This is a genomic window from Pedobacter sp. UYP1 (genome assembly GCF_040547305.1).
Taxonomy (GTDB): Bacteria; Bacteroidota; Bacteroidia; order Sphingobacteriales; family Sphingobacteriaceae; genus Pedobacter.
In genome coordinates, this window is sequence record NZ_JBEPPL010000001.1 from 771,426 (window position 1) to 791,589 (window position 20,164).

The 20,164-nt window shown below is 39.0% G+C and carries 18 protein-coding genes; 9 read left to right on the forward strand and 9 right to left on the reverse strand.

From position 1 onward, the window contains the following. Window positions 1–175: 175 nt before the first annotated feature. From ABIB30_RS03390 to ABIB30_RS03400, 3 genes are all read left to right on the forward strand, one after another. A complete protein-coding gene (locus tag ABIB30_RS03390) occupies window positions 176–1,060 on the forward strand; it encodes a M57 family metalloprotease (RefSeq protein ID WP_354299344.1) in 885 nt (294 codons plus the stop codon). A 333-nt stretch (window positions 1,061–1,393) separates the two neighbouring features. Beyond that, window positions 1,394–2,287: a M57 family metalloprotease gene (locus tag ABIB30_RS03395; protein WP_354299345.1), complete on the forward strand. Its 894-nt coding sequence runs from the start codon at window positions 1,394–1,396 to the stop codon at window positions 2,285–2,287. 141 nt (window positions 2,288–2,428) lie between these two features. After that, on the forward strand, window positions 2,429–3,568 hold the full coding sequence (locus ABIB30_RS03400) for a peptide-N-glycosidase F-related protein (protein ID WP_354299346.1): 1,140 nt from the start codon (window positions 2,429–2,431) through the stop codon (window positions 3,566–3,568). A 129-nt stretch (window positions 3,569–3,697) separates the two neighbouring features. Here ABIB30_RS03400 and ABIB30_RS03405 read toward each other — a convergent pair whose 3' ends face one another. The 9 genes from ABIB30_RS03405 to ABIB30_RS03445 all read right to left on the reverse strand — a co-directional run bounded on the left by ABIB30_RS03405 (window position 3,698) and on the right by ABIB30_RS03445 (window position 13,550). Continuing rightward, entirely contained in the window at window positions 3,698–4,579 is an 882-nt protein-coding gene (locus tag ABIB30_RS03405) for an AraC family transcriptional regulator (protein WP_354299347.1), read from the reverse strand. Between the two features lie 282 nt (window positions 4,580–4,861). Beyond that, window positions 4,862–5,434 (reverse strand): DUF1572 family protein, encoded by a 573-nt coding sequence (locus ABIB30_RS03410; protein WP_354299348.1) that lies wholly within the window; start codon window positions 5,432–5,434, stop codon window positions 4,862–4,864. 129 nt (window positions 5,435–5,563) lie between these two features. Continuing rightward, a complete protein-coding gene (locus ABIB30_RS03415) occupies window positions 5,564–6,250 on the reverse strand; it encodes an SIP domain-containing protein (protein WP_354299349.1) in 687 nt (228 codons plus the stop codon). A gap of 72 nt (window positions 6,251–6,322) precedes the next feature. Continuing rightward, window positions 6,323–7,198, reverse strand: a complete 876-nt coding sequence (locus tag ABIB30_RS03420; protein WP_354299350.1) for a helix-turn-helix domain-containing protein — start codon at window positions 7,196–7,198, stop codon at window positions 6,323–6,325. Window positions 7,199–7,315: 117 nt separating this feature from the next. Next, the gene (locus tag ABIB30_RS03425; RefSeq protein WP_354299351.1) at window positions 7,316–8,758 is read right to left on the reverse strand and encodes a M16 family metallopeptidase; all 1,443 of its coding nucleotides are present in this window, start codon (window positions 8,756–8,758) and stop codon (window positions 7,316–7,318) included. A gap of 31 nt (window positions 8,759–8,789) precedes the next feature. Next, window positions 8,790–10,103, reverse strand: coding sequence for a M16 family metallopeptidase (locus ABIB30_RS03430; protein WP_354299352.1), 1,314 nt, complete (start codon window positions 10,101–10,103; stop codon window positions 8,790–8,792). Window positions 10,104–10,294: 191 nt separating this feature from the next. Beyond that, window positions 10,295–12,442 (reverse strand): hybrid sensor histidine kinase/response regulator, encoded by a 2,148-nt coding sequence (locus ABIB30_RS03435; RefSeq protein WP_354299353.1) that lies wholly within the window; start codon window positions 12,440–12,442, stop codon window positions 10,295–10,297. A gap of 120 nt (window positions 12,443–12,562) precedes the next feature. Next, complete coding sequence (locus tag ABIB30_RS03440; protein ID WP_354299354.1) at window positions 12,563–13,033, reverse strand: Dps family protein; 471 nt, start codon at window positions 13,031–13,033, stop codon at window positions 12,563–12,565. Between the two features lie 34 nt (window positions 13,034–13,067). Then, a complete protein-coding gene (locus ABIB30_RS03445; protein ID WP_354299355.1) occupies window positions 13,068–13,550 on the reverse strand; it encodes a hypothetical protein in 483 nt (160 codons plus the stop codon). Window positions 13,551–13,661: 111 nt separating this feature from the next. Between ABIB30_RS03445 and ABIB30_RS03450 the strand changes: the two genes are divergently transcribed. From ABIB30_RS03450 to ABIB30_RS03475, 6 genes are read left to right on the forward strand one after another with little or no spacing between them, the layout of a single operon-like run. Next, window positions 13,662–14,246: an RNA polymerase sigma-70 factor gene (locus ABIB30_RS03450; RefSeq protein ID WP_354299356.1), complete on the forward strand. Its 585-nt coding sequence runs from the start codon at window positions 13,662–13,664 to the stop codon at window positions 14,244–14,246. A gap of 19 nt (window positions 14,247–14,265) precedes the next feature. Then, window positions 14,266–15,258 carry a FecR family protein gene (locus tag ABIB30_RS03455; protein WP_354299357.1) on the forward strand — a complete coding sequence of 331 codons (993 nt, stop codon included), beginning with the start codon at window positions 14,266–14,268 and terminating at the stop codon, window positions 15,256–15,258. Then, complete coding sequence (locus tag ABIB30_RS03460) at window positions 15,242–17,779, forward strand: TonB-dependent receptor (RefSeq protein ID WP_354299358.1); 2,538 nt, start codon at window positions 15,242–15,244, stop codon at window positions 17,777–17,779. The genes ABIB30_RS03455 and ABIB30_RS03460 overlap by 17 nt, the downstream gene beginning before the upstream one ends. Window positions 17,780–17,781: 2 nt before the next feature. Continuing rightward, window positions 17,782–18,735: a DUF4249 domain-containing protein gene (locus ABIB30_RS03465; RefSeq protein ID WP_354299359.1), complete on the forward strand. Its 954-nt coding sequence runs from the start codon at window positions 17,782–17,784 to the stop codon at window positions 18,733–18,735. A 5-nt stretch (window positions 18,736–18,740) separates the two neighbouring features. Continuing rightward, on the forward strand, window positions 18,741–19,316 hold the full coding sequence (locus ABIB30_RS03470; protein WP_354299360.1) for a Crp/Fnr family transcriptional regulator: 576 nt from the start codon (window positions 18,741–18,743) through the stop codon (window positions 19,314–19,316). A gap of 59 nt (window positions 19,317–19,375) precedes the next feature. After that, on the forward strand, window positions 19,376–20,011 hold the full coding sequence (locus ABIB30_RS03475; protein ID WP_354299361.1) for a cysteine hydrolase family protein: 636 nt from the start codon (window positions 19,376–19,378) through the stop codon (window positions 20,009–20,011). Window positions 20,012–20,164: the final 153 nt, after the last annotated feature.

The window sequence follows — 20,164 nt, forward strand, 5'->3', positions numbered from 1 at the left end:
TAGAGTTTATGATAAAAACTATAAACAAAATCGGATACACGAGAATTATTGTTTAATATTTTTAAACTTTTCCTACAAAAGGATACACCTTTTATACGCAATCCAAGCTTTTCTGTTTTTCATCATCAGGATTAATTATACTTGTTTTAGTCGACCAAACTAACTAATGAAAAACATGAAAACTAACAACCTATTCAACCCAAAAACAATCTCTCTCGCACTATTGATGACAGTAGCCGTAGTGGTGAGCTGCAAAAAAAACAACAATAGCACTCCCGCTATTGAACAAAATTCAAGTTCAGCATTGACAAAAGAAGAGAAAACAGCAATCGCAAAAGCAGGATTTTCCACTAACCTGGTGGTTAAGACTGATGGCGGTTATTTAGTAGAGGGCGATATCTTTTTGACTCCTGCCGATCTCCAGCTTCAACAGGATTTTGTAGCTGGATTAACTGGCAATGGCCCGAAAACTGAGCAGTATCGTACAACCAATTTAGTAACAGGCTTGCCAAGAGTTATTAAGATCAAAGTTGACGCTGGTACTTCTCAAACAGTTTTCACAAATGCGACAACTGAAGCTATCAAACGTTACAATGATCAGGGACTTAAACTAAGCATGAAGCTATTAAGCTCAACCTCTACTGAAAAAGCAGACATCGTGATCAACGGTGCGGACTTAGGAAAATCTCCTTCCGGAGGAACAATTTTAGGGAGATCCGCTGGTTTCCCTACAGGAGGAAATCCGGCAACCCCCATTAAACTGAGTTCAGTAGTATACAATAAAGATTATAAAAACAACAATGTACTGGCTACCGTTATTGCACACGAAATTGGACATGCAATTGGTTTCAGACACACTGATTACGCAGATAGAACATACAGCTGTGGCTTTGATAAAGACCCAAATGAAGGAGATGGAGGTGTGGGCGCAATCTACATTCCAGGTACCCCAAAAGGTGGCGAACCAGGCTCATTTATGCTGGCTTGTTCTGATGGCACAAACCGCCCGTTTACAACAAGTGATATTCTTGCTTTAAAAACACTTTATCCAGTAAAATAATAGCCGCAATTGCTATACACACCACCATCATAAACAAAAACGGTTGACTAAACAATAAGAAGCCCTTTTCACAAATGAAAAGGGCTTCTTATTGTTTAGTCAAAATTTTCTTGAAACCATAGAAAAATTACAACCAAATAATCAGATAGAAAACCAGATGAAATTCTGAAGAAAATAACGCAAACGTTTGCGTAAATCTCCCATTGTACACTTTCATTACAAAAGAATACATCTTTTATACACAATACATCATTTGCAGTTTTTCATCATCAGGATTAATTATTATTGTTTCAGTCTACCAAACTACCTTATTAACCTCAACCTATTAAACCTATGAAAAACTACATCTTATTAAACACCAAAAAAATCTCCATTGCTCTATTAATGATCGCAGCTGTAATTGCCAGCTGTAAAAAAAACAATATAGCTATTCCACCAGCCGGACAAAGCTCAGCGTTAACTAAAGCAGAGCAAAATGCGATCGCCAGTGCAGGATTCTCTCCTACCAATGCTTTTAAAACAGCAGGTGGTTATATGGTTGAAGGGGATATTTTCCTTACACTCAATGAGCTGCAAAACCAGAAAGTTTACTTAGCTGCGTTAGCTGCAAAAGGCCCTAAAACCGAACAATATCAAACGAATTACAAGGTCGCTCTTGATACGATCAAATTAAAAGTTAATGCAGGTGATGCGCAGACTGTATTCACAAATGCGACTAAAGAAGCTGTCAAACGGTACAACGATCTTGGCCTTAAAGTTGTCTTTACACTGCTGGATTCTAATTCCCTGGTTAAAGAGAATATCCTGATTATTGGTCAGAAGTTTGATGACCCGAGAATATTGGGACAATCGGCAGGATTTCCATCAGCAGACGGAAAACCAGCTACACCAATTAAACTGAGCAACACAGTTTATGATAAAAATTACAAAGACAATAACCTGCTTGCTACGGTTGTAGCCCACGAAATAGGCCATGCGATCGGATTCAGACACACTGACTATGCAGATAGACGTTACAGCTGTGGCTACCAATCATTTGCAGACTATTTCCGCGCTGCGAATGAAAACGATAGTCAGGAAGGTAAAGATGCAGGGGCGCTCTATATTCCTGGTACCCCTGTAGGCGGCGAACCGGGATCATGGATGCTGGCTTGTTCTGATGGCACAAACCGCCCATTTACACCAAGTGATATTGTAGCGATCAAGTATTTGTATCCTGCAAAATAACTAAACTTATTTATTAAACATTTTTTGGTTGACTCACCTGGAGGCTGCCTTTAACCGGGCAGTTTCCTAAATTATTAAAATCCAGATGGAATCTGCCTGATGACTCCCGTCTTTAGCTAACCCCTATCAAAAACATACCCTATGAAAAAATTAGTACTCGCACTTTTAAGTGTATCCGCACTGCTAGGCGCCTGTAAGCAGACCGATATTACTCCTGCTGGCGGAAAATCTGCTTACCAAAATAATGCAATTACTGCAATCGACGGAACCATCAGAGTTTTTGACCAGATCCTGTTCTATGATGGTTATGCTGCAACAGTCTCTGACCCTGTACCAGAAGGTGTGACCAGGGTCAGTAATTCTAAATATGTTAAAAAACTTAGTCCAGCACAGCTAGCGGGCCTGGGAAATGTCCTGCAAATGAAGGTAACTATTAAGGCGGCTTGTGATAATTATGACAGAATCGCTTATGTAGCGATCGCCATGGTCAAAAAAAACACGGCCTATACTGATGCAACTGCCAAACATATAGAAATCGGTCGTTTTATCACACCATTTATGAATAAAAACAAACAGCCAGATCAGGTTCCTTATTTATTCAGTATTGACAATGTGGCTGCCATTTTAAAAGATCCAACACTCAATGCAAACTTTGATATTTACTTGGAATTCAGCATTTTTGGCGTTCCATATGCAGCTAATAAGGAGATAGCCGGATGCGCCGGAAGAAACGATACTTTTTTTGGCACAGTTGATCTGATCAGCAATACCAGTGGTACGACAGCTACAAATCCAGCCGTTATTCTTGAACCATTATCATTCAATCAGAACATTAATAACTATGATAATACAGATGTAGCCGGCAAAACTGTCAAATCAATTACCGTTAATTTAGCAGCAGCAGTTAAATCAGCAAAACTATATCTGATTACTTCTAACCATGGAGCCAATTCAGGAGGAGAAGAATACAACAGACGTAATCATTTTATTTATTTTGATAACATCCAGAAATTAACTTATAAACCAGGTGGTAAATCATGTGAACCCTATCGCGCTGTCAATACACAGGGCAATGGAATTTATGGTTCAAAGCCGCAAACTGACGCGCAATGGGCTTCGTTTAGCAACTGGTGTCCTGGAGATGCAATTCCAATCCGGGTAATCACGCTTGGAGATTTAACTGCAGGAGATCATACTTTTAAAATAGAAGTTCCTGATGCAGTTTTCAAAGATAAACAAGGATATATCCCTTTGTCAGTATATCTTCAGGCAGAGAAATAGCATTTATCTGAATAAAAGAATACCATTTCTTCAAACAGGAGGAACTGTCCTTTCAAACAGGCTAAACTGTTTCTTCAAGCAGAAAAACAAAAGAGGTTATCTTTTTCGAGATAACCTCTTTTTATTACATTAAACCTCAGCGCTGTGCTGCAAATGAAACTTCTGATATTCCAGCGGACTTTTTCCCGTCACCTCTTTAAACTGCTTATGAAAGCTGACTACGTTTTGAAAGCCACACTCATACCTGATCTGCTTTACATTCATATGCCCTTCAATAAGTAATTTACAAGCCTGTCCAACTCTTACATCTAATAGAAACTGCTTATAGGTCATCCCAATATGGGTTTTAAAATACCTGCTAAAAGAAGGTACACTGATGTTGGCAAAATCAGCCAGTTGTCCGATCTCTATCTTTTTATTAAAATTAGACAGGATATAATTGTAAATATTACTAATCGGACTATTGTCTTTTATAGCCGCCTGGCATAAAACATCACCTGCTAGTAAAGTACCACCTTTATGATTATTACCCAGGACACACAGAATCTCCAGAAGTAGCAATAACCTTTTAGCACCTACGCTTAAAAAAATTTGCTCCATCAGTACGCCTATTTGCCGACTGATATTATCCTGTATCTGGATGCCTTTTTTCGATTCCTGAAGGAGCTTACGGATCATCTTATTTTCAGGGAGATTTAAAAAATTCTCTCCTAAAAAGTCCTCACAAAAATGAATAACGATCACGTCTGTCTGCAGTCCATCCGGAGGCGAAAAATAGGCCTCATCAAACTTCCAGTAATGCGGCAAACGACTTCCAATAAGGACTACGTTTCCTGAACTAAAGGGTTGGACACTGTTCCCGATAAATTGGGTTCCTGAACCGCTCTTGAAATAGATCAGCTCTATTTCGCGGTGATAATGTAAACTGTTGTTAATGTCTGGCAGCAGATCACGCCGGATGCTGAAAGAATTAACAGGCTGGGTTGGGATTTTTAATAGTTGAGCTCTCATTTATTGTTTTTGCATGGTAGTGCGTTGGTCGCCTTAAACAAATTAAGGTTTCCTGATTGGGTTTTTTTGAGCGCTAATTACACTTTAAAAATACCCATAAATAATTCCCCCACCAAAGCAATAGAGTAAATTTTTACTAAAAATCTTTGCTTATAACCAAAATTAAAATGTTTGATTGTTGATTAATATCTACAATAAAAAAAGCCCTTCAGCAGATAATTTAACCACTAAACCGACAATAAAAAGACCTTACCTATTTCACAATCAACTACATAAAGAGCACTACTTCTTGTTATTCAGGAACTCATCTGTAAAATGAGTTTTCTTTTTTGGCTGAGCGAATTTTTCTTCGTTAACTTTCTGAGAATCTCCACGTGGTATAGACAAAGAATCCCATTCTTTCTCCTTCAGCATTTTACCTGAAAATACAATTTGACCAATATGATATGGGTAATGTGCCAGCTGTCTGTTAATAGCTTCGGTAATAGAGTGCCCCTGATTCCTGATGTAAATAATTTGCTCAAAATTATCCGAATTGATAGATTTCAGGGCGGTAAATAAGCACGTCCAACCTTCATTCCATAACAACATCAATTCGGCTCTGTTCTGGACATCATTATCAAATTCGGCTTCCCGGTTACGCCAATCCTTTTCCCCATCAGTGGTCAGAAAATCAGTCCAGCGAGATAACATATTTCCGGATATATGCTTAACAATAGTCGCAATACTATTACTTTCCAGGTTATATTGATAAAAGAGCTGTTCGTCGGTCAATTGCGCAAAAGTCTTTTCCCCAAGCATTTTATAATATTCAAACTGTTTGAATACACTTTCAAGATAGTTATTGATTGTCATAAGGCAAATTGATATAAATAATTTGTCTAATTTACAGCATACAAATCAAATTTAACAAGCAATTAAGCCCTACTATTAAAAACCACAGATCCAGTAAAGTATCCGATCTTATTTCGTTAATCCGTTTCATTATTGCCAGAATCCTTGTAATTTGATATTTCCATTGAAATCACTGCGTTGTTTTAAATGCCTGCGGATTTGCATAGCAGTTGGACTATGACCAGCGATATAAATAGTTTCGTTACTCAATTCCTGTTCATTCAACCAGGAAATCAACGAAATATCTTTTTTATTTTCCTTTACAGGTTGCAGATAAGTATCGAAATATTCTGAAAATTCCCGTGCATGAGATTCTATATTGAAACTAATTGCTCCATAGATTTCCCCAACACCTAACGCCAGCTGCTTTAAAGCCAGAAAATGGCCGATACTGGTGCTATCTCCTAAACATAATAACCTGCTATCAGCTACCGGCTTGTGAAAAGTCCCCCCTATCCCAACATAAGAAATTGTATCTCCTTTTTTCAAAGAGCTCACCCAGTCACTACCCGGTCCCTGGTGGTCTGAGCTGATACACAGGGTACAGGTTTCAGTTTCTGCATCCCATAATGCTGGTGTATAATCACGGTAAGTATATTCAGAAACTTTAACTTTCATATGCTGGACCGAGTTCCATTTTTCCATATCTACCCCTGGCAGGTGTAAATCAACTTCAAAAAAAGTGGCGGGATTCCAAGCCCTCACTTCTAATACACATCCTTGTTTTAAAACGCGGCTTTCAAAAATTGATAAGACTTTCTTTTTGATAATATTCATGAGCTTTAGTTTTATACAAAAAAACGATAAAACAACAGCCCATTCAAGAGACTATCCAAGGTTTAACTTGGACTATTCGCGGTAGTCCTTCCGAAATTTGACTGCCGAAATACCAGATACCTTAGTAAAAAGCCTGGAGAAATAAGCATGATCATCATAGCCTAGTGAAAATGCAATCTGTTTCACACTTAAATCACTATAATACAACATCCTCTTAGCTTCAAGGATGATTTCCTGATGAATCCAATAGCTTACAGGGAAGCCGGTTACAGCTTTAACCACCTCATTCAGATAAGAAAGGGAGAGCGAAAGCGTATCCGCATACTGACTTGGATTTTTAAGGGTTTTGAATTGACTGCTTACCAATTTCCGAAACTCACTGGTAATAATTTCAGGTCTGAGCTGTTGTTTATCCCTTTCAGGACTGCTTGCTTTATAAAGCTCTGCGAAAAGCCCTACATAAGCAGAAGCCAGCGAATGGATCACAGTACCAGGCATTAGCGCCTGTTCATCGTCATCGAACATCTCAGATAGAAGCGCCGCACACTTCACTAACTGAGCTACTTTTTCGGGACTAATCACCAATATTTGCTGATGCAGTGCAAGTTCTTCAAAAATCTGCTGATAACTCTTGTCTACCAACGATGAATCTATGGCCATAAACCAACCTGCTGCCTCGTCAGACTCAGGCACATAATGCACCTGCCCGGGTAAAATAAAACAGACAGCACAACCACTGATCGCTATAGTTTTAAAATCAATATTTACATGGCTGCATCCATATTCCTGGAGAATCAAAATATAATGATCATCCCTGTGCGCGCCCAACTTTCGCATATCATGTCTGTTGAAATTGACAAAATAACGAATTTGTATACCCAGCGAGGTTCGTTCCTGCAACTTATGAACAGGTATGGAAGTTCGTTTATGTTTTGACAGTTTCCCCATAAAATTATAGCATTCAAAGATGATAAATTCTGACAGAATAATACAAAAACCCCTGGCATATAGCTAAAATTAAGATTCAACTACATATCAGGGGTTTTAAGCTATTAAGAAATCTTCTTATTCATCTGCTTTTTTTGCTGCTTCGGGAACCGCAGTTACCGGAGCCGCATACTTATCATATGCTTTCACTACAAATCCCATTTTCTTTAAACCCGGAACAAATTTTTCCTGGTTACCTACAATGATGATCCTTGCATCATCATAACCAAAATACTTTTTACTTACGCGCAGAATATCATCAGCAGTAACTGCATTGATCTTTTGAAGATAAGTACGGTAGAAATCTTTCGGAAGATTATTGATCAGGATATTGCTTGCAAAACCAGCTGTACGTGCCGGATTCTCCAATCCTAAAGCAAAAGACCCATTGTAAAGATTTTTTGCATTCTGAAGATCATCAGCACTTACTTTTTCAGTACGCATTACCTGGATCTCTTTTAAAAACTCAACAACCGCGCTATCTACTTTTTCATTTCTCACCGCTGCATTTGCACGGAATGCTGATTGAAAACGACCTGAACCCGTGGAAGCATAAGCACCATAAGTAAAACCGTGTTTCTCTCTCAGATTTCTGAATAACTTCGCATCTGCACCACCACCAAGAATTTCATTCGCCAGTAAAACCGCATGATAATCAGGACTGCTGATCGGAAGATCAATCAGGTTAGTAACCGTAATTTCTGATTGTACCGCACTTGGTACATCAATTACATCTACCTCAGGTTTTGAAGGATTTTTCACCTCTGCCAATACAGGAAGTGCTAACGTTGTACCTTTCCAATCCCCTAATGCTTTAATCGCGATAGCTTTTGCTGCTTCAGGTTTAATATCACCTACAAAAGTAAGATATCCTCTTGAAGGCGTTACATATTTACTATAAGCGGCTTTAATATCATTTAAACTAATTCCTTTAAGGCTTTGTTCTGTTTCAAACTCACCCAGCGGATGGTTCACACCATAAGCAAGCGCATCTACCACACGACCTGAAATAGCTTTAGCACTACGTTCGCTGGATTTCAGGCCTGTTAATGACTGAGATCTTAATTTTTCAAAAGAAGCTTCCGGGAAAGCAGGGTGACGCAAAGCATCAGCCATTAAAAGGAATGCACTATCGAAATAACGGGTCAGCGCAGAGGTACGGCCACCAGTTGCAGAAACACTTACATCTGCACCAAGCTGATCCACAGCTTCATCAAATTGAGCTTTAGTTTTCGTGGTCGTTCCCTCGTTCATTAATCCACCCAATAAAGAGATTGACCCGGCTTTAGCACCTTCAGTAACCGGACCGGCATCGATGGTGAAAGTAGCAGTTACCTTCGGTAACTTATGATTTTCAACAACCAGAACCGTAATTCCATTCGGGAGTTTATAAATAACCGGATCAGCAAAAGTAAGTACAGGTGCCGGCCCTGGTTTTGGTTTCTGACTTCTATCTAATTTTTGCGCTACTACAGACTGTACGAACAGTGTGGCAAAGGCAAGTATGAATATTTTCTTCATTTTGTAATTTTAATCTTGATTAGAAAGCGAACTATTTCTTAGGTAAGTAATAAAGAACAACACGTTGGTTCTTATTTAAATATTTGCGGGCAACTTCCCTGATTTCTTCCCGTGTGATAGACCTCACTTTATCTAATTCCTCATTCACATCATTCGTGTCTTTATTGTGGAAAGTATAGCCATTCGCAAGATTCTCAGCAAGACCAATCATTTTACTGTTTTTACTCACATAGCCATTCTCGAACTGGTTTTGTAATTTAGTCAGTTCAGATTCGCTGATCAGCTCAGTCTGTAAACGGACAACCTCAGCATCAATATCTTTCAAAAGATCATTTAGCGGGGTATTGTTATTCGGCAGCGCCAATGTGATATAAGCTCCATAATCTTCCAAAGTATAATTGAAAGCTGCAACCTGCAATGCCGTTTTCTTCTCATCTACCATTTTAGTACTTAATCTTGAACTACCACCACCAGAAAGCAGCGTACTGATCAATCCTAAAACTTTGCTATCATGACTTTTCATACCCGGAACGCGGTAAGCCGCAAATATTGCAGGGATCTGAATGTTGGCATCATAAGCAGTATCAATGATTTCTTTTTCCACAGGCTTAACTTCATAAACTGTTTTCACAACCGGAGCACCTTTTGGAACTTCCTCAAAATACTTCTGTACTAAAGCTTTCGTCTGGGCAACATCGATATCACCAGCAATAGTTAATACAGCATTATTCGGAACATAATACTTTTTAAAGAAAGCGATAAACTCACTTAATTTTGCGGCATCCAGATGCTCCATTGAGCCTATGGTCTGCCAGCGGTATGGATGTTCCTGGAATAAACTGCTGAATATTTTTTCCGTGAACTTTCCATATGGCGCGTTATCAATACGTAATCTTTTCTCTTCTTTAACAACTTCATTTTGTGTCTTAACTCCTATCTCGTCTATTTTAGGGTGAAGCATACGCTCACTTTCTAACCATAACCCTAATTCTAACTGATTTGAAGGAAATACCTCGTAGTAAAAAGTTCTGTCTTGTGTTGTATTCGCATTGTTTTGACCGCCATTGCTGCTTACCGTTTTCATGAACTCTCCACGTTTCATATTGTCACTGCCTTCAAACAACAAATGTTCGAAGAAATGCGCAAAACCAGTTCTTTGTGGATCTTCATCTTTTGCGCCTACATGATACATCACAGAGACAGCAACTACCGGCGCCGTTTTATCCTGGTGTAAGATGACGTGTAAGCCATTATCCATATCATACTCGGTAAACTTTACCTTTTGCGCCGAAGCACTCAGGAACAAGCCCGAAATGGCCATTGTGATTAGTAATTTTTGTTTCATATTTTATATTTATCGATAATTTGTATAATGATACGATTTATTCAAGCTGCCTTCATCAAAATTATTTCCCCTGCTTATAAGTAAAACAGGCTAGCCGCGCTCTGGGGGTAGAAGATTTTAAAAATAATTCAGCTATCCCTCTCCTAGGACTCCGGGAGAAGATTAAAATTACAAAAAAGAATAAAAATATTTTACAGGCCTGCTGGTGGATGCTGAAGTGCAGCTGCGATTTTCCTGACCAGTTCTGCCTCGACAAAAGGCTTTCTGACCAATCCAGAAAATCCATCCGCTGAAATTTTCACTTTATCCAGCTCAATTTCATTTCCTCCAATTACAATCACAGGCAGCTTACTGATAACTCCCTCAGCATTCCGGATGGCAGTCAGCAGCTCATAACCATCCATTTCAGGCATCTGAATATCAGTAAGCACTATACTCACAGGATTTTTATGTAAGATATCCAAAGCATCAGCCCCGTTTGATGCCTGGTAGAATTTGACGTTCCACTTGCTGGTCATCATTTTCAGGAACATTAAATTCAGCTCATTGTCATCGACAGCCAGAATACTGATCCCATTCAATAGCACCAGCGGGTCATCAGTTGCAGTTTTGACTAGTCCGCTCTCTGCAGCTATACCTTCCTGATAAGGAATATAAAACTGGAAAGTACTGCCTGTTCCGGCCTGGCTTTTCACGCTGATTTCTCCCTTTTGCAACTCGACCATTTGCTTGCAAATATATAAGCCAAGGCCCGTTCCGGTTTTTCCTTTAGCAGAATTAGTCTGGTAGTATTTAGAGAACAAATTGGTTTGCTGCTCCTGGCTGATTCCCATTCCAGTATCTATAATACTAACCTCCAGCCTGCTTTGCTGCTTCACCCTACTCAGCTTTGCGTTCACAGTAATGCCGCCAGTATTGGTATACTTAATCGCATTACTTAGCAAGTTGACCATGATCTGTTTCAACCTGAAACTGTCACCCAACAACACAACCTCCTTATCCCCTTCAAAATTATACTGGATAGTCAGCTTCTTTTTAGTTGCGCTGAACTCCATACTTTCGATCACTTCTTTCAAGGCATAATCAGCATTAAAAGGTTCAGAATTAATCTTGAATTCATTGTTTTCCATTTTGGCTGCGTCCAGTGTATCATTCAGCGTGAGCAGCAGCATATCAGAAGATAGGGTAATAGAACCCAGCATTTCTGTCTGACGTGGAGAAAGACTAGTACGGCTGAATATGTAAAGGAAGCCCTTGATCGCTGTTAATGGATTGCGGATCTCATGGCTCATATGCAGCAGTAAATCCATCTTTTGCTGTGCAATAGCTACAGCACGATCATTTTCCCGGCGCAGATCCACTTCTGATTTATCCAGCTTAATGATAAATATAATCAGTAATATAGCAAATACCAGCACCAGAAAAAGTGCCGCAAGATAAAACTTGTTCAATAAAGCAGTAGTTTCCTGATAGCTTTTGAAAGCCATCTCCTTAAATTCAGCAACAATACTATAATTAATCTCCTTCACGCCATTGACAATCCGTTCCATCTCATTATTGATCCGGATATTCAGGGTAATTAATTCCTTTTGCGCATTTAATAACTTTTCATTCCGCTCCTGCAGTTGTTTGATCCCTCTTGCATATGCCCTTTTGTCATTTCCTGCAATTTTCATGGTCACAGAATCAATAGAACCACTGGTACGGTTATGATTAATCTCGATTACGCCTGTTTTAGGGGTGTTATTATTAGAAATAGCATCCTTCAGCCTGCTGAAAAGTCCTTTCTTTTTAACCTCTACATCTTTACGGATTGTATCAGTTTGATTTTTAGTTATCTTTTTATTCGCATGCACAACAGTCTGGATACCTGGTAAATTCTGATTACTCAGGTTAAAGTCAGTATAAGCAGTAAGCAGGGAATCAAAATTATGTTTGAGCGTATATAAATTGCCAGACAGTTTTAGCTTCTGATGATACCAATACCTAACTTTGTTGCGCTGTACAGCAGACAAACCTGCGGTATCGGTATTTTCTTTAAGCAATGAATCTATCTCATCGAAAGCTTGTGACAATTTTACTTTGTAGGCATTACTTTTAGTGCTGTCAGTACTTAAAAGTGATTCCTGAAAATCGTCCTCAGCCTGGTGGAGTAATAATAAAGCCCGTTGTGGTTTCGATTGATCACGTTCTATATCATAAGCGAATTTCGAAAGGTTCTCTAATTTATGGGTGATAGAATAGCGTACAAATAAGGCAGCTATAGCCAGTACAATAACCCCGGCTAAGAAGGCAAGAATAATTTTTCTCGATAGAAATTTAGTGTATGTCGGTTTCAAATCGTAAATATTTCATTCAATAGAACTACAAAAATACCATTATTTTTTTAGCCATCCCTTATATTTAAGATACGAGGTAAAAACCTCTGTGGTTACCGTATCACACAGGGGTTGTTTGTCTTACAAATATATTTTCAGCTCCAGCATCATATTTTCATGTATCTCCATGAGTTGAATAATATAGCGGCCAACACCAGATTCCTGAAGCTCATTCCCGAAGTAAGCAGCTTTTTTTTTCAGGCGGATGATTAAACTTTCATGAGCTTCCAGCAATTCATGAATAAACGCCAGCCCATCAGTCCTGACCGGAGATTGTTCAGCCAGATGTTCCAGTTCTAAAAATATTTCGAGTGTAACCGGGATATTATAACCCGTGGAATGTATGTGTTCTGCAATACTATCCATGGTGCTTTCCAACTGCTCGTATTGTCCCTTAAAAAGCATTAATTTACGATAAAAATCATTGTCATCCAAGTTCTGGTGGGCATTCTTTGTTTTGGTATAAAGCAAAAATTCATCTGCTAAAATCACATTCAGCATCTGCGCCACTTTTGCTGAGTTATTTTCTATAATTCCGATAATTGGTTCCATATAATTTATAATGTAAAATTGTACTGATCAGGAGTTAAAATTTATAGGCAAGACCTGCTGTTAAAAGACCTCTGTATCCCCAGCCCAGCTCAGCAAAACCCGCTATACTGCCATTGCCGATCCGCATAGCCAGAGGATTGAACTGATAAATAAACTTATTGGCAAGAATGTTGGTAAATAAGCCATACCCGGCGCCGGCTGAGCCATAGAATTCTACTGTTCTGCCATGTGAATAGGTAAAATCAATACTAGCCGCACTATTGAACTCTTTTACCTTACTGTCATTGTAAGTACCCTGATGATAACCCAGATCAGCGCCAAATTTTATTTCCTCACTGAACTGGTAACGGTAGCCTAAAACAGTCAATACCGAGAGATTCGAATTCCCTCTTACGAAGCTTTCAGACAGGCGTAAACTATTTAATCGCCCTGACTGGCGGCCCTGAGCATTAACCTCACTGAATAACCCGGATAAAACAATTAGTGTAACAATTGCAGCAAGTTTTCTTCTAAACATTGGGTATAATATTTTTCCTTTCCTCCTAGACGGTAAGAATCATAAATACCCCCACGTTATATTTAAATTAATTTATCTTTGCACATTGCAGCCCGGACCGGGTATTAATATATGCACATACAAGAGCCTTTATATTCAGATTTTCAGAAGTTGTTCCGTTTGCATTACAAGACATTGTGTATGCATGCTTATAAATACCTGGCCGACGCTGACGAAAGTCAGGATGCCGTGCAAGAAGTATTTGTAAAGTTCTGGGAAATAAAGCAGGAAATGGTAAATGATAAAAATGCGCTATATTATCTGATCACTGCAGTACGCAATAACTGTATTTCAAGACTGAGAAAAAAAGTTCATACCATTTCCATGGAGGATGAAACTGTTTTTAATAAAATAACTGATACTCCTTTAGAAGAAGAAATTAAAGAAAATACAGATATACAGACACTCGTTGATGAAGCACTCGCGTTGCTTCCGCCAAAATGCGGTGCAATTTTTAGAATGAGCCGGCTTGACAAGCTTACTTATCAGCAGATTGCTACTGAATTAGGGATTTCCATTAAAACAGTTGAAAACCAAATGGGAAAAGCGATCAGTATTATGCGCGAGTTTGCCCGTACCCACTATATTCCCCTTTCTATTTTGCTTTCATTAATTTATTTTCTGGAACATAGGGGTATTTTAAATTTTTACGTTTAATCTTTGTTTAACAGCTATCATGCAAAATCAAGATATTAATTCTCTTCTGGCCAAACACTTCAACGGTGAGCTTCTTCCTGAGCAAAACATTGCTGTGGAAGAATGGATCAAATCCAATCCCGCAGAATATGGCCGTTTGAAATCATTAATAGAAAAAGCTGAGCAGACTGTTTATAACCCGGATTGCGACTTAGAAGATGCCTGGCAGCAGGTAGATGCCCAAATCAGAGCAAAACAGCCCCAAACCGTCAAATTAGTTAAAAAAACAGGGCAGCGTACCTGGTGGATGTCCATTGCCGCATCCCTTTTCCTGATTACCAGCTTTGCACTTATCTACTATAGCTCTTATTATAATCCTTTGATTACGGTCAGCTCAGGCAATTTTGCGAACAAGCAGGTTACCCTGGCAGACGGCTCTTTGGTTACTTTAAATGCAAACAGTACTTTAAAATATTTCAAACTACTCTCGGGCGATAAAAGAGAAGTAAGACTGGAAGGAGAAGCTTTCTTTGAAGTTACCAAAAATCCGGCAAGACCATTCGTGATTGAAGCAGGAAAAGGTCAGGTCAAAGTACTGGGAACTTCATTTAACGTCAACACCAACCAGGCTCAGGTGGAAGTTACGGTGAGAACCGGGAAAGTACAACTGAGCAGCACCGATAAACGTGGCCTTGCTGTTACACTTTTACCAGGTAACAGAGGAACATTACATAACGATCAGCTTCAAAAAGACACTCTTTTGTCCGGAAATGAATATGCATGGAAAACAGGCATTTTAGTTTTTAGAAAAGAGCGGTTATCCAGCCTGGTCAAAGTACTTGAAAACACCTATCACAGAAAAATTATATTGGATAATAATGCAGCATCCTGCGCGGTGACTGCAACTTTTAAAAACCAGACTTTAGAAAGTGTATTAGAAGAATTAAAACTCATTCTTAAGTTTAATTACGAGGTTAAAAAAGATTATATATTAATCCATAATTTAGCCTGTGAGAATGACAACAGGGAATAAAATCTATATTTTCCTATTATTAATTCTGGTCCCTGTTCTTTTAAATGCACAGAACCGGGCCGGGCTATTAAACACGCCTATAAAAATCACGCACCGGAAAGGACTAATCTCTTCCTTTCTGACCCAGGTTGAGCAAACCGGTATCTTATTAACTTATAACCCCGATAATATCAGGATGAACCGAAAGATAACCTTATCCAACCGGATCAGGACCGTCGGAGAATTACTGGAAGAAATTTTACGTGCAGAATCTATTCAAATTAAAGAATACGAGGGCAAGATACTGCTGATCAGCAATTCAAGGCTCATTACCTTAAGCGGATTTGTCAAAGAACAAGGGAGTGCAGAGGTTATTATTGGTGCCAATATTACAGCGCGTGAAAACAATAGTATTGCTGTTACCAATGGTTTTGGGTTCTATAGTATTAGTCTTGAAAAAGGCAGTTATGAATTGACAGTTACCCATACCGGCTATTCACCAGTCCATATCAAGGTTGATTTAGAAAACGAAAACATCCGGCAGGATATCTTCCTGAAATCCGGAGTAGACCTCCCAGAACTTATTGTTACCAAAAGCAACGAATCCCGGAATAATCTGAATTTAAGCGGAGACCATGTTGATCTGGAAGCAGCAAATAAACTCCCCTCCTTTCTGGGAGAAAAGGACGTGATCAGGGCTGTACAGTTATACCCCGGTGTTTCGGGTAATACCGGCGGCTCGGTAAGTATGTTTGTAAGAGGTGGAAATGCAGATCAGAACCTGGTTACCCTGGATGATATCTCCATTTATAATATCAATCACTTTAATGGGATGTTTTCCATTTTCAATCCCGATGTACTCAAAAGTGTAGATTTTTACCGTAGTGATTTCCCTTCAAAATATGGCGGTCGTCTTTCTTCAGTACTGAATGTCCGTTCTAAAGATGGTAACATGGAAGAGTATCATGGGCATACAACCATTGGCTTATTGTATGCATCTACAGGTCTTGAAGGCCCGATCGTTAAAAACAAGGCTTCTTTTTCTTTGAATACCAGAAGAAGCTGGCTGGATTTACTGGGTGCGAAAGCATTAGAAGATGCAGGCCTGTACTACTACTTTTTAGATTTTAACCTAAAACTCAATTACATAGCAAATCCCAATAACAGGTTCTATATCAGCACCTATTTAGGCAATGATTCCTACCGGCAGAAATTAGACTTTCCAGAAGAAAGTCAGGAGGCTTTCAGATCGACTTTAAAATGGGGAAACAGGCTGGTCGCATTCAGGTGGAACAGTATTTTAAGTCCTCGTCTGTTTAAAAATACGACAGCGACATTTAGCCAGTACAGAAATAGTCTGGATTTAAACCTTTTTTCTGCGCTGGTTGGTTTACCAAAACGCGTTTATACCACGGTAAAAGATTACGGATTAAAAAGTGATTTCAACTATTATTTAAGACCAGATCTTAAACTAAATTTTGGAGGTGGCGTGAGTATGAATTCATTTATCTTTCCGGTTGGTTTAAGTACTGAGGAGAGCATTACCATCAATACCTTAAATCTGGATGCTTATATTGAAGATGAAGTTAAAATCGGGTCACGTTCTGAATTAACAGCAGGTTTGCACTATACTGGGTTTAAATCTGGCAATACAGTCTACAACACATTACAACCAAGGATCAGGTTCTCTTATCGTTTAAGTGATAACCAGGTAATTACGGCTTCTTATTCAAAAATGTCCCAATTTATCCATCAGTTTACAACAAATGGCCTTTCTGTTCCAACGGAGTTCAGGATTCCCAGCGGTAAAAGCATTAAACCCGAGTCTTCAGAAATCTTCAACCTTTCTTACCGTCTGCAAGCTGGAAAAACGAGCAGCTTTACCTTCGAAGCTTATTATAAAAACATGGATAACTTGCTGGCACTGGGCTCAGGCCAGGACATTGCCAATGGCTATTTTGCCAGAAAAATTGAAGACCGGCTGGCATCAGGAAAAGGAATCAGCAAGGGCATAGAATTTAGTTATGTACAACAATTGAACTGGCTGAGATTTCAAATGGCCTATACCCTGTCTAAAACCACCGGCCAATTTAAGGCATTGAACCTTGGACAACGCTTTCCTTTAGACCAGGACTTAAGACATAACTTTAATTTTGCGGTCAATGCCTCTTTAGGAAAAAGGCTGGAAATATCTGCCCTGTGGACCTACATCACAGGCCGTCATGTTACCGTACCTCAGACCATCCATAAAAGCATCGATGAAGTGCTGGGCAATACGACCCCGCCAGATACTTATGTAATTTCAGGATTAAACAATTACACACTGGGCAATAATTATAAACTTGACCTTGGTTTACACCTTACCCGGAAATTTAGCAACGGACACCAGAGAATCTGGACATTAGGGATGTACAATGCGATTGCGAATTCACCATCGGCTTTTTTATATGTATCGGCTAATAATCAGCCGAATAAAGTAAGTATACTGGAACAAGAAAAGATAAAACTAATTCCCTATTTTACCTTCACCTATAAATTTTAGCTATGTCTGTTGACAGGAAAATAAATCTTCTGGCTCTGTTTTTTTTAATAGTTCTGAGTGGCTGCGAAAAAGAAACCACTGTAGACATCTCAGGAAAAACTCCTCAACTGGTTGTATTGGGAGAATTTAACCAGCAAGATGATGCATTAATCAATCTAAGTACTTCTATTTTTTCGACTGCAGCAGGCGGATTTCCAAATGTTGAAGATGCTCAGGTCAGTCTCCTTGATCAGAACAATAACCTGATCGAAAAGTATCTTTACCAGGGAAAAGGAAATTACACCGGGAAAAAGGCTGTTGCAGGCCAAAATTACAAATTGTCTGTTGCCTACCAGGGGAAAACATACCAGGCAGCTACGACGATTCCACCTGCTTTTCAACTGAACCTGATTGAACGGGATTCAAGCTATATGGAGGTCGGGATTACTGACTTCAATACAGAACCTAATTTCTACACCTTTGAACTGAGAGCAAGACCTTATACTATAAACAGATACTACCTGTCCAGCGGGCAAAAGGTAAAAGTTAATTCAGAAGCTGAATTTACAGCGTTGTTGAAAACCAATCCTGCCTTAGTGCTTCAACGGGACACTACTTTTGATGCTAAATTTAATAGATTAACCATCACGACCGACGATCCCAGAACTGAGAATGTAAGATTCAATGTGTTAAAAGACCATTCAGGAAGGATTTTTTTAACTGATAAAACCTTTAATGGAACACAGACCAAATTAGAAATCGACTATGATGAGAGCACATTGAAAACTGAAAACACGCAATATACCTTAATTGTAAAATCTACCTCCGCTGCCTATTTTGATTATTTATACAGTATTGATCTGCAAGCAGCCAAAGGTCTTGTTGGCGTGCTGGATGTCCCTATTAAGGGAAACATATCAGATGCTTTTGGGATTTGGGGAGCCGCTTATATCCAAAAAATCATTATCAAAAATTAAAAGCCATGTTTGAGCTGCTCCATAAAAACATCGCGAAACACATTCAGCTGACAGCAGAAGAGCTGGAACAGTTTTGCGCTAACTTTCACCTTCGTAAGTTCAGAAAAAAAGAATTTCTGTTACGTGCCGGAGAAATATGCAGGTATGAGGCTTTTGTAATTAAAGGATGCTTTAAAGTCTATTACCTCGACGAAAACGGCTCAGAACAAATCATTTACTTTGCTGTGGAAGATTGGTGGGCCACAGACATTGATAGTTTCACCAACCAGGTTCCTGCCCTTCTGAATATTGAGGCTTTAGAAGATTGCGAGGTGTTATGTATCAATAAACCTGATAAGGATCTTTTGTATCAGGAATTAGCTCAGGTTGAAAAGCTATTCCGGATCATGAACCAGAGGACATTGGTTGCTTTTCAGCGCAGAGTAATTTCCTCCATCGGTAAAACAGCTGAAAATCGTTATCTGGAATTTATAGAAAAATATCCGCAGCTGGAAGAACGGTTAACACAACTGCAAATTGCAGCCTATCTGGGCATCACACATGAGTTTCTCAATAAGATCAGAAAAAAGCTTTCGCATTGAACTAGTTCAATTTTTCGCAAAAACAGGTGCTTTACTTTTGTGGAATAAAAAAAACGAAAATGAAGAAAGCAATCTTAAATCTTGGCGTAACCTGCCTGGTTACCATCTGTAGTATCCCTGCCGTATCTGCGCAAAAGCAAGACCACACCAACAGTGCACTGCTTATTATTGATGTTCAGAATGATTATTTCCCAGGTGGAAAAATGACGCTATCCGGTGCAAATGAGGCAGCTGAAAATACAAGACTGTTAATTGAAAAAAGCAGAAAAATTAATATGCCGGTTATTCATATCCAGCATATAGCGACGCAAGAAGGCGCCACCTTTTTTTTACCCGGCACTCAGGGCGCAGCGATTTATCCGGGTGTAATGCCAGCAAAAAACGAGAAACTAATTGTGAAACACTATCCTAATAGTTTTCGCGAAACGGATTTACTAGAATACCTTAAAAGTAAAAACATTAAAAATCTTGTATTTGCAGGTATGATGACCCATGTTTGCATCGATGCTACCGTCAAAGCAGCTAAAGATCTTGGTTTTAACTGTGAGGTGATCGCGGATGCAACAGCGACGAGAGACCTGGAAATAAATGGTCAGCAAGTAAAAGCAGGAGAAGTACAGAAAGCTTTACTAGCCGCCCTGAACTTCTATTATGCAGAAATCCGCTCCACTCAGGAATTTTTGAAGCGGCCTTAAAAAAGCTACAGGGAATAACCGTTAATATTTACAATTTAAATGCTTTTAGCTGTAAAAAACTGAATTACAACCATTTATTATGATAAAAATTAGCGGTTATTTTTTTATACTTGGTAAATAAAAACCTAATTATATTGACCTAAAGGGATTACT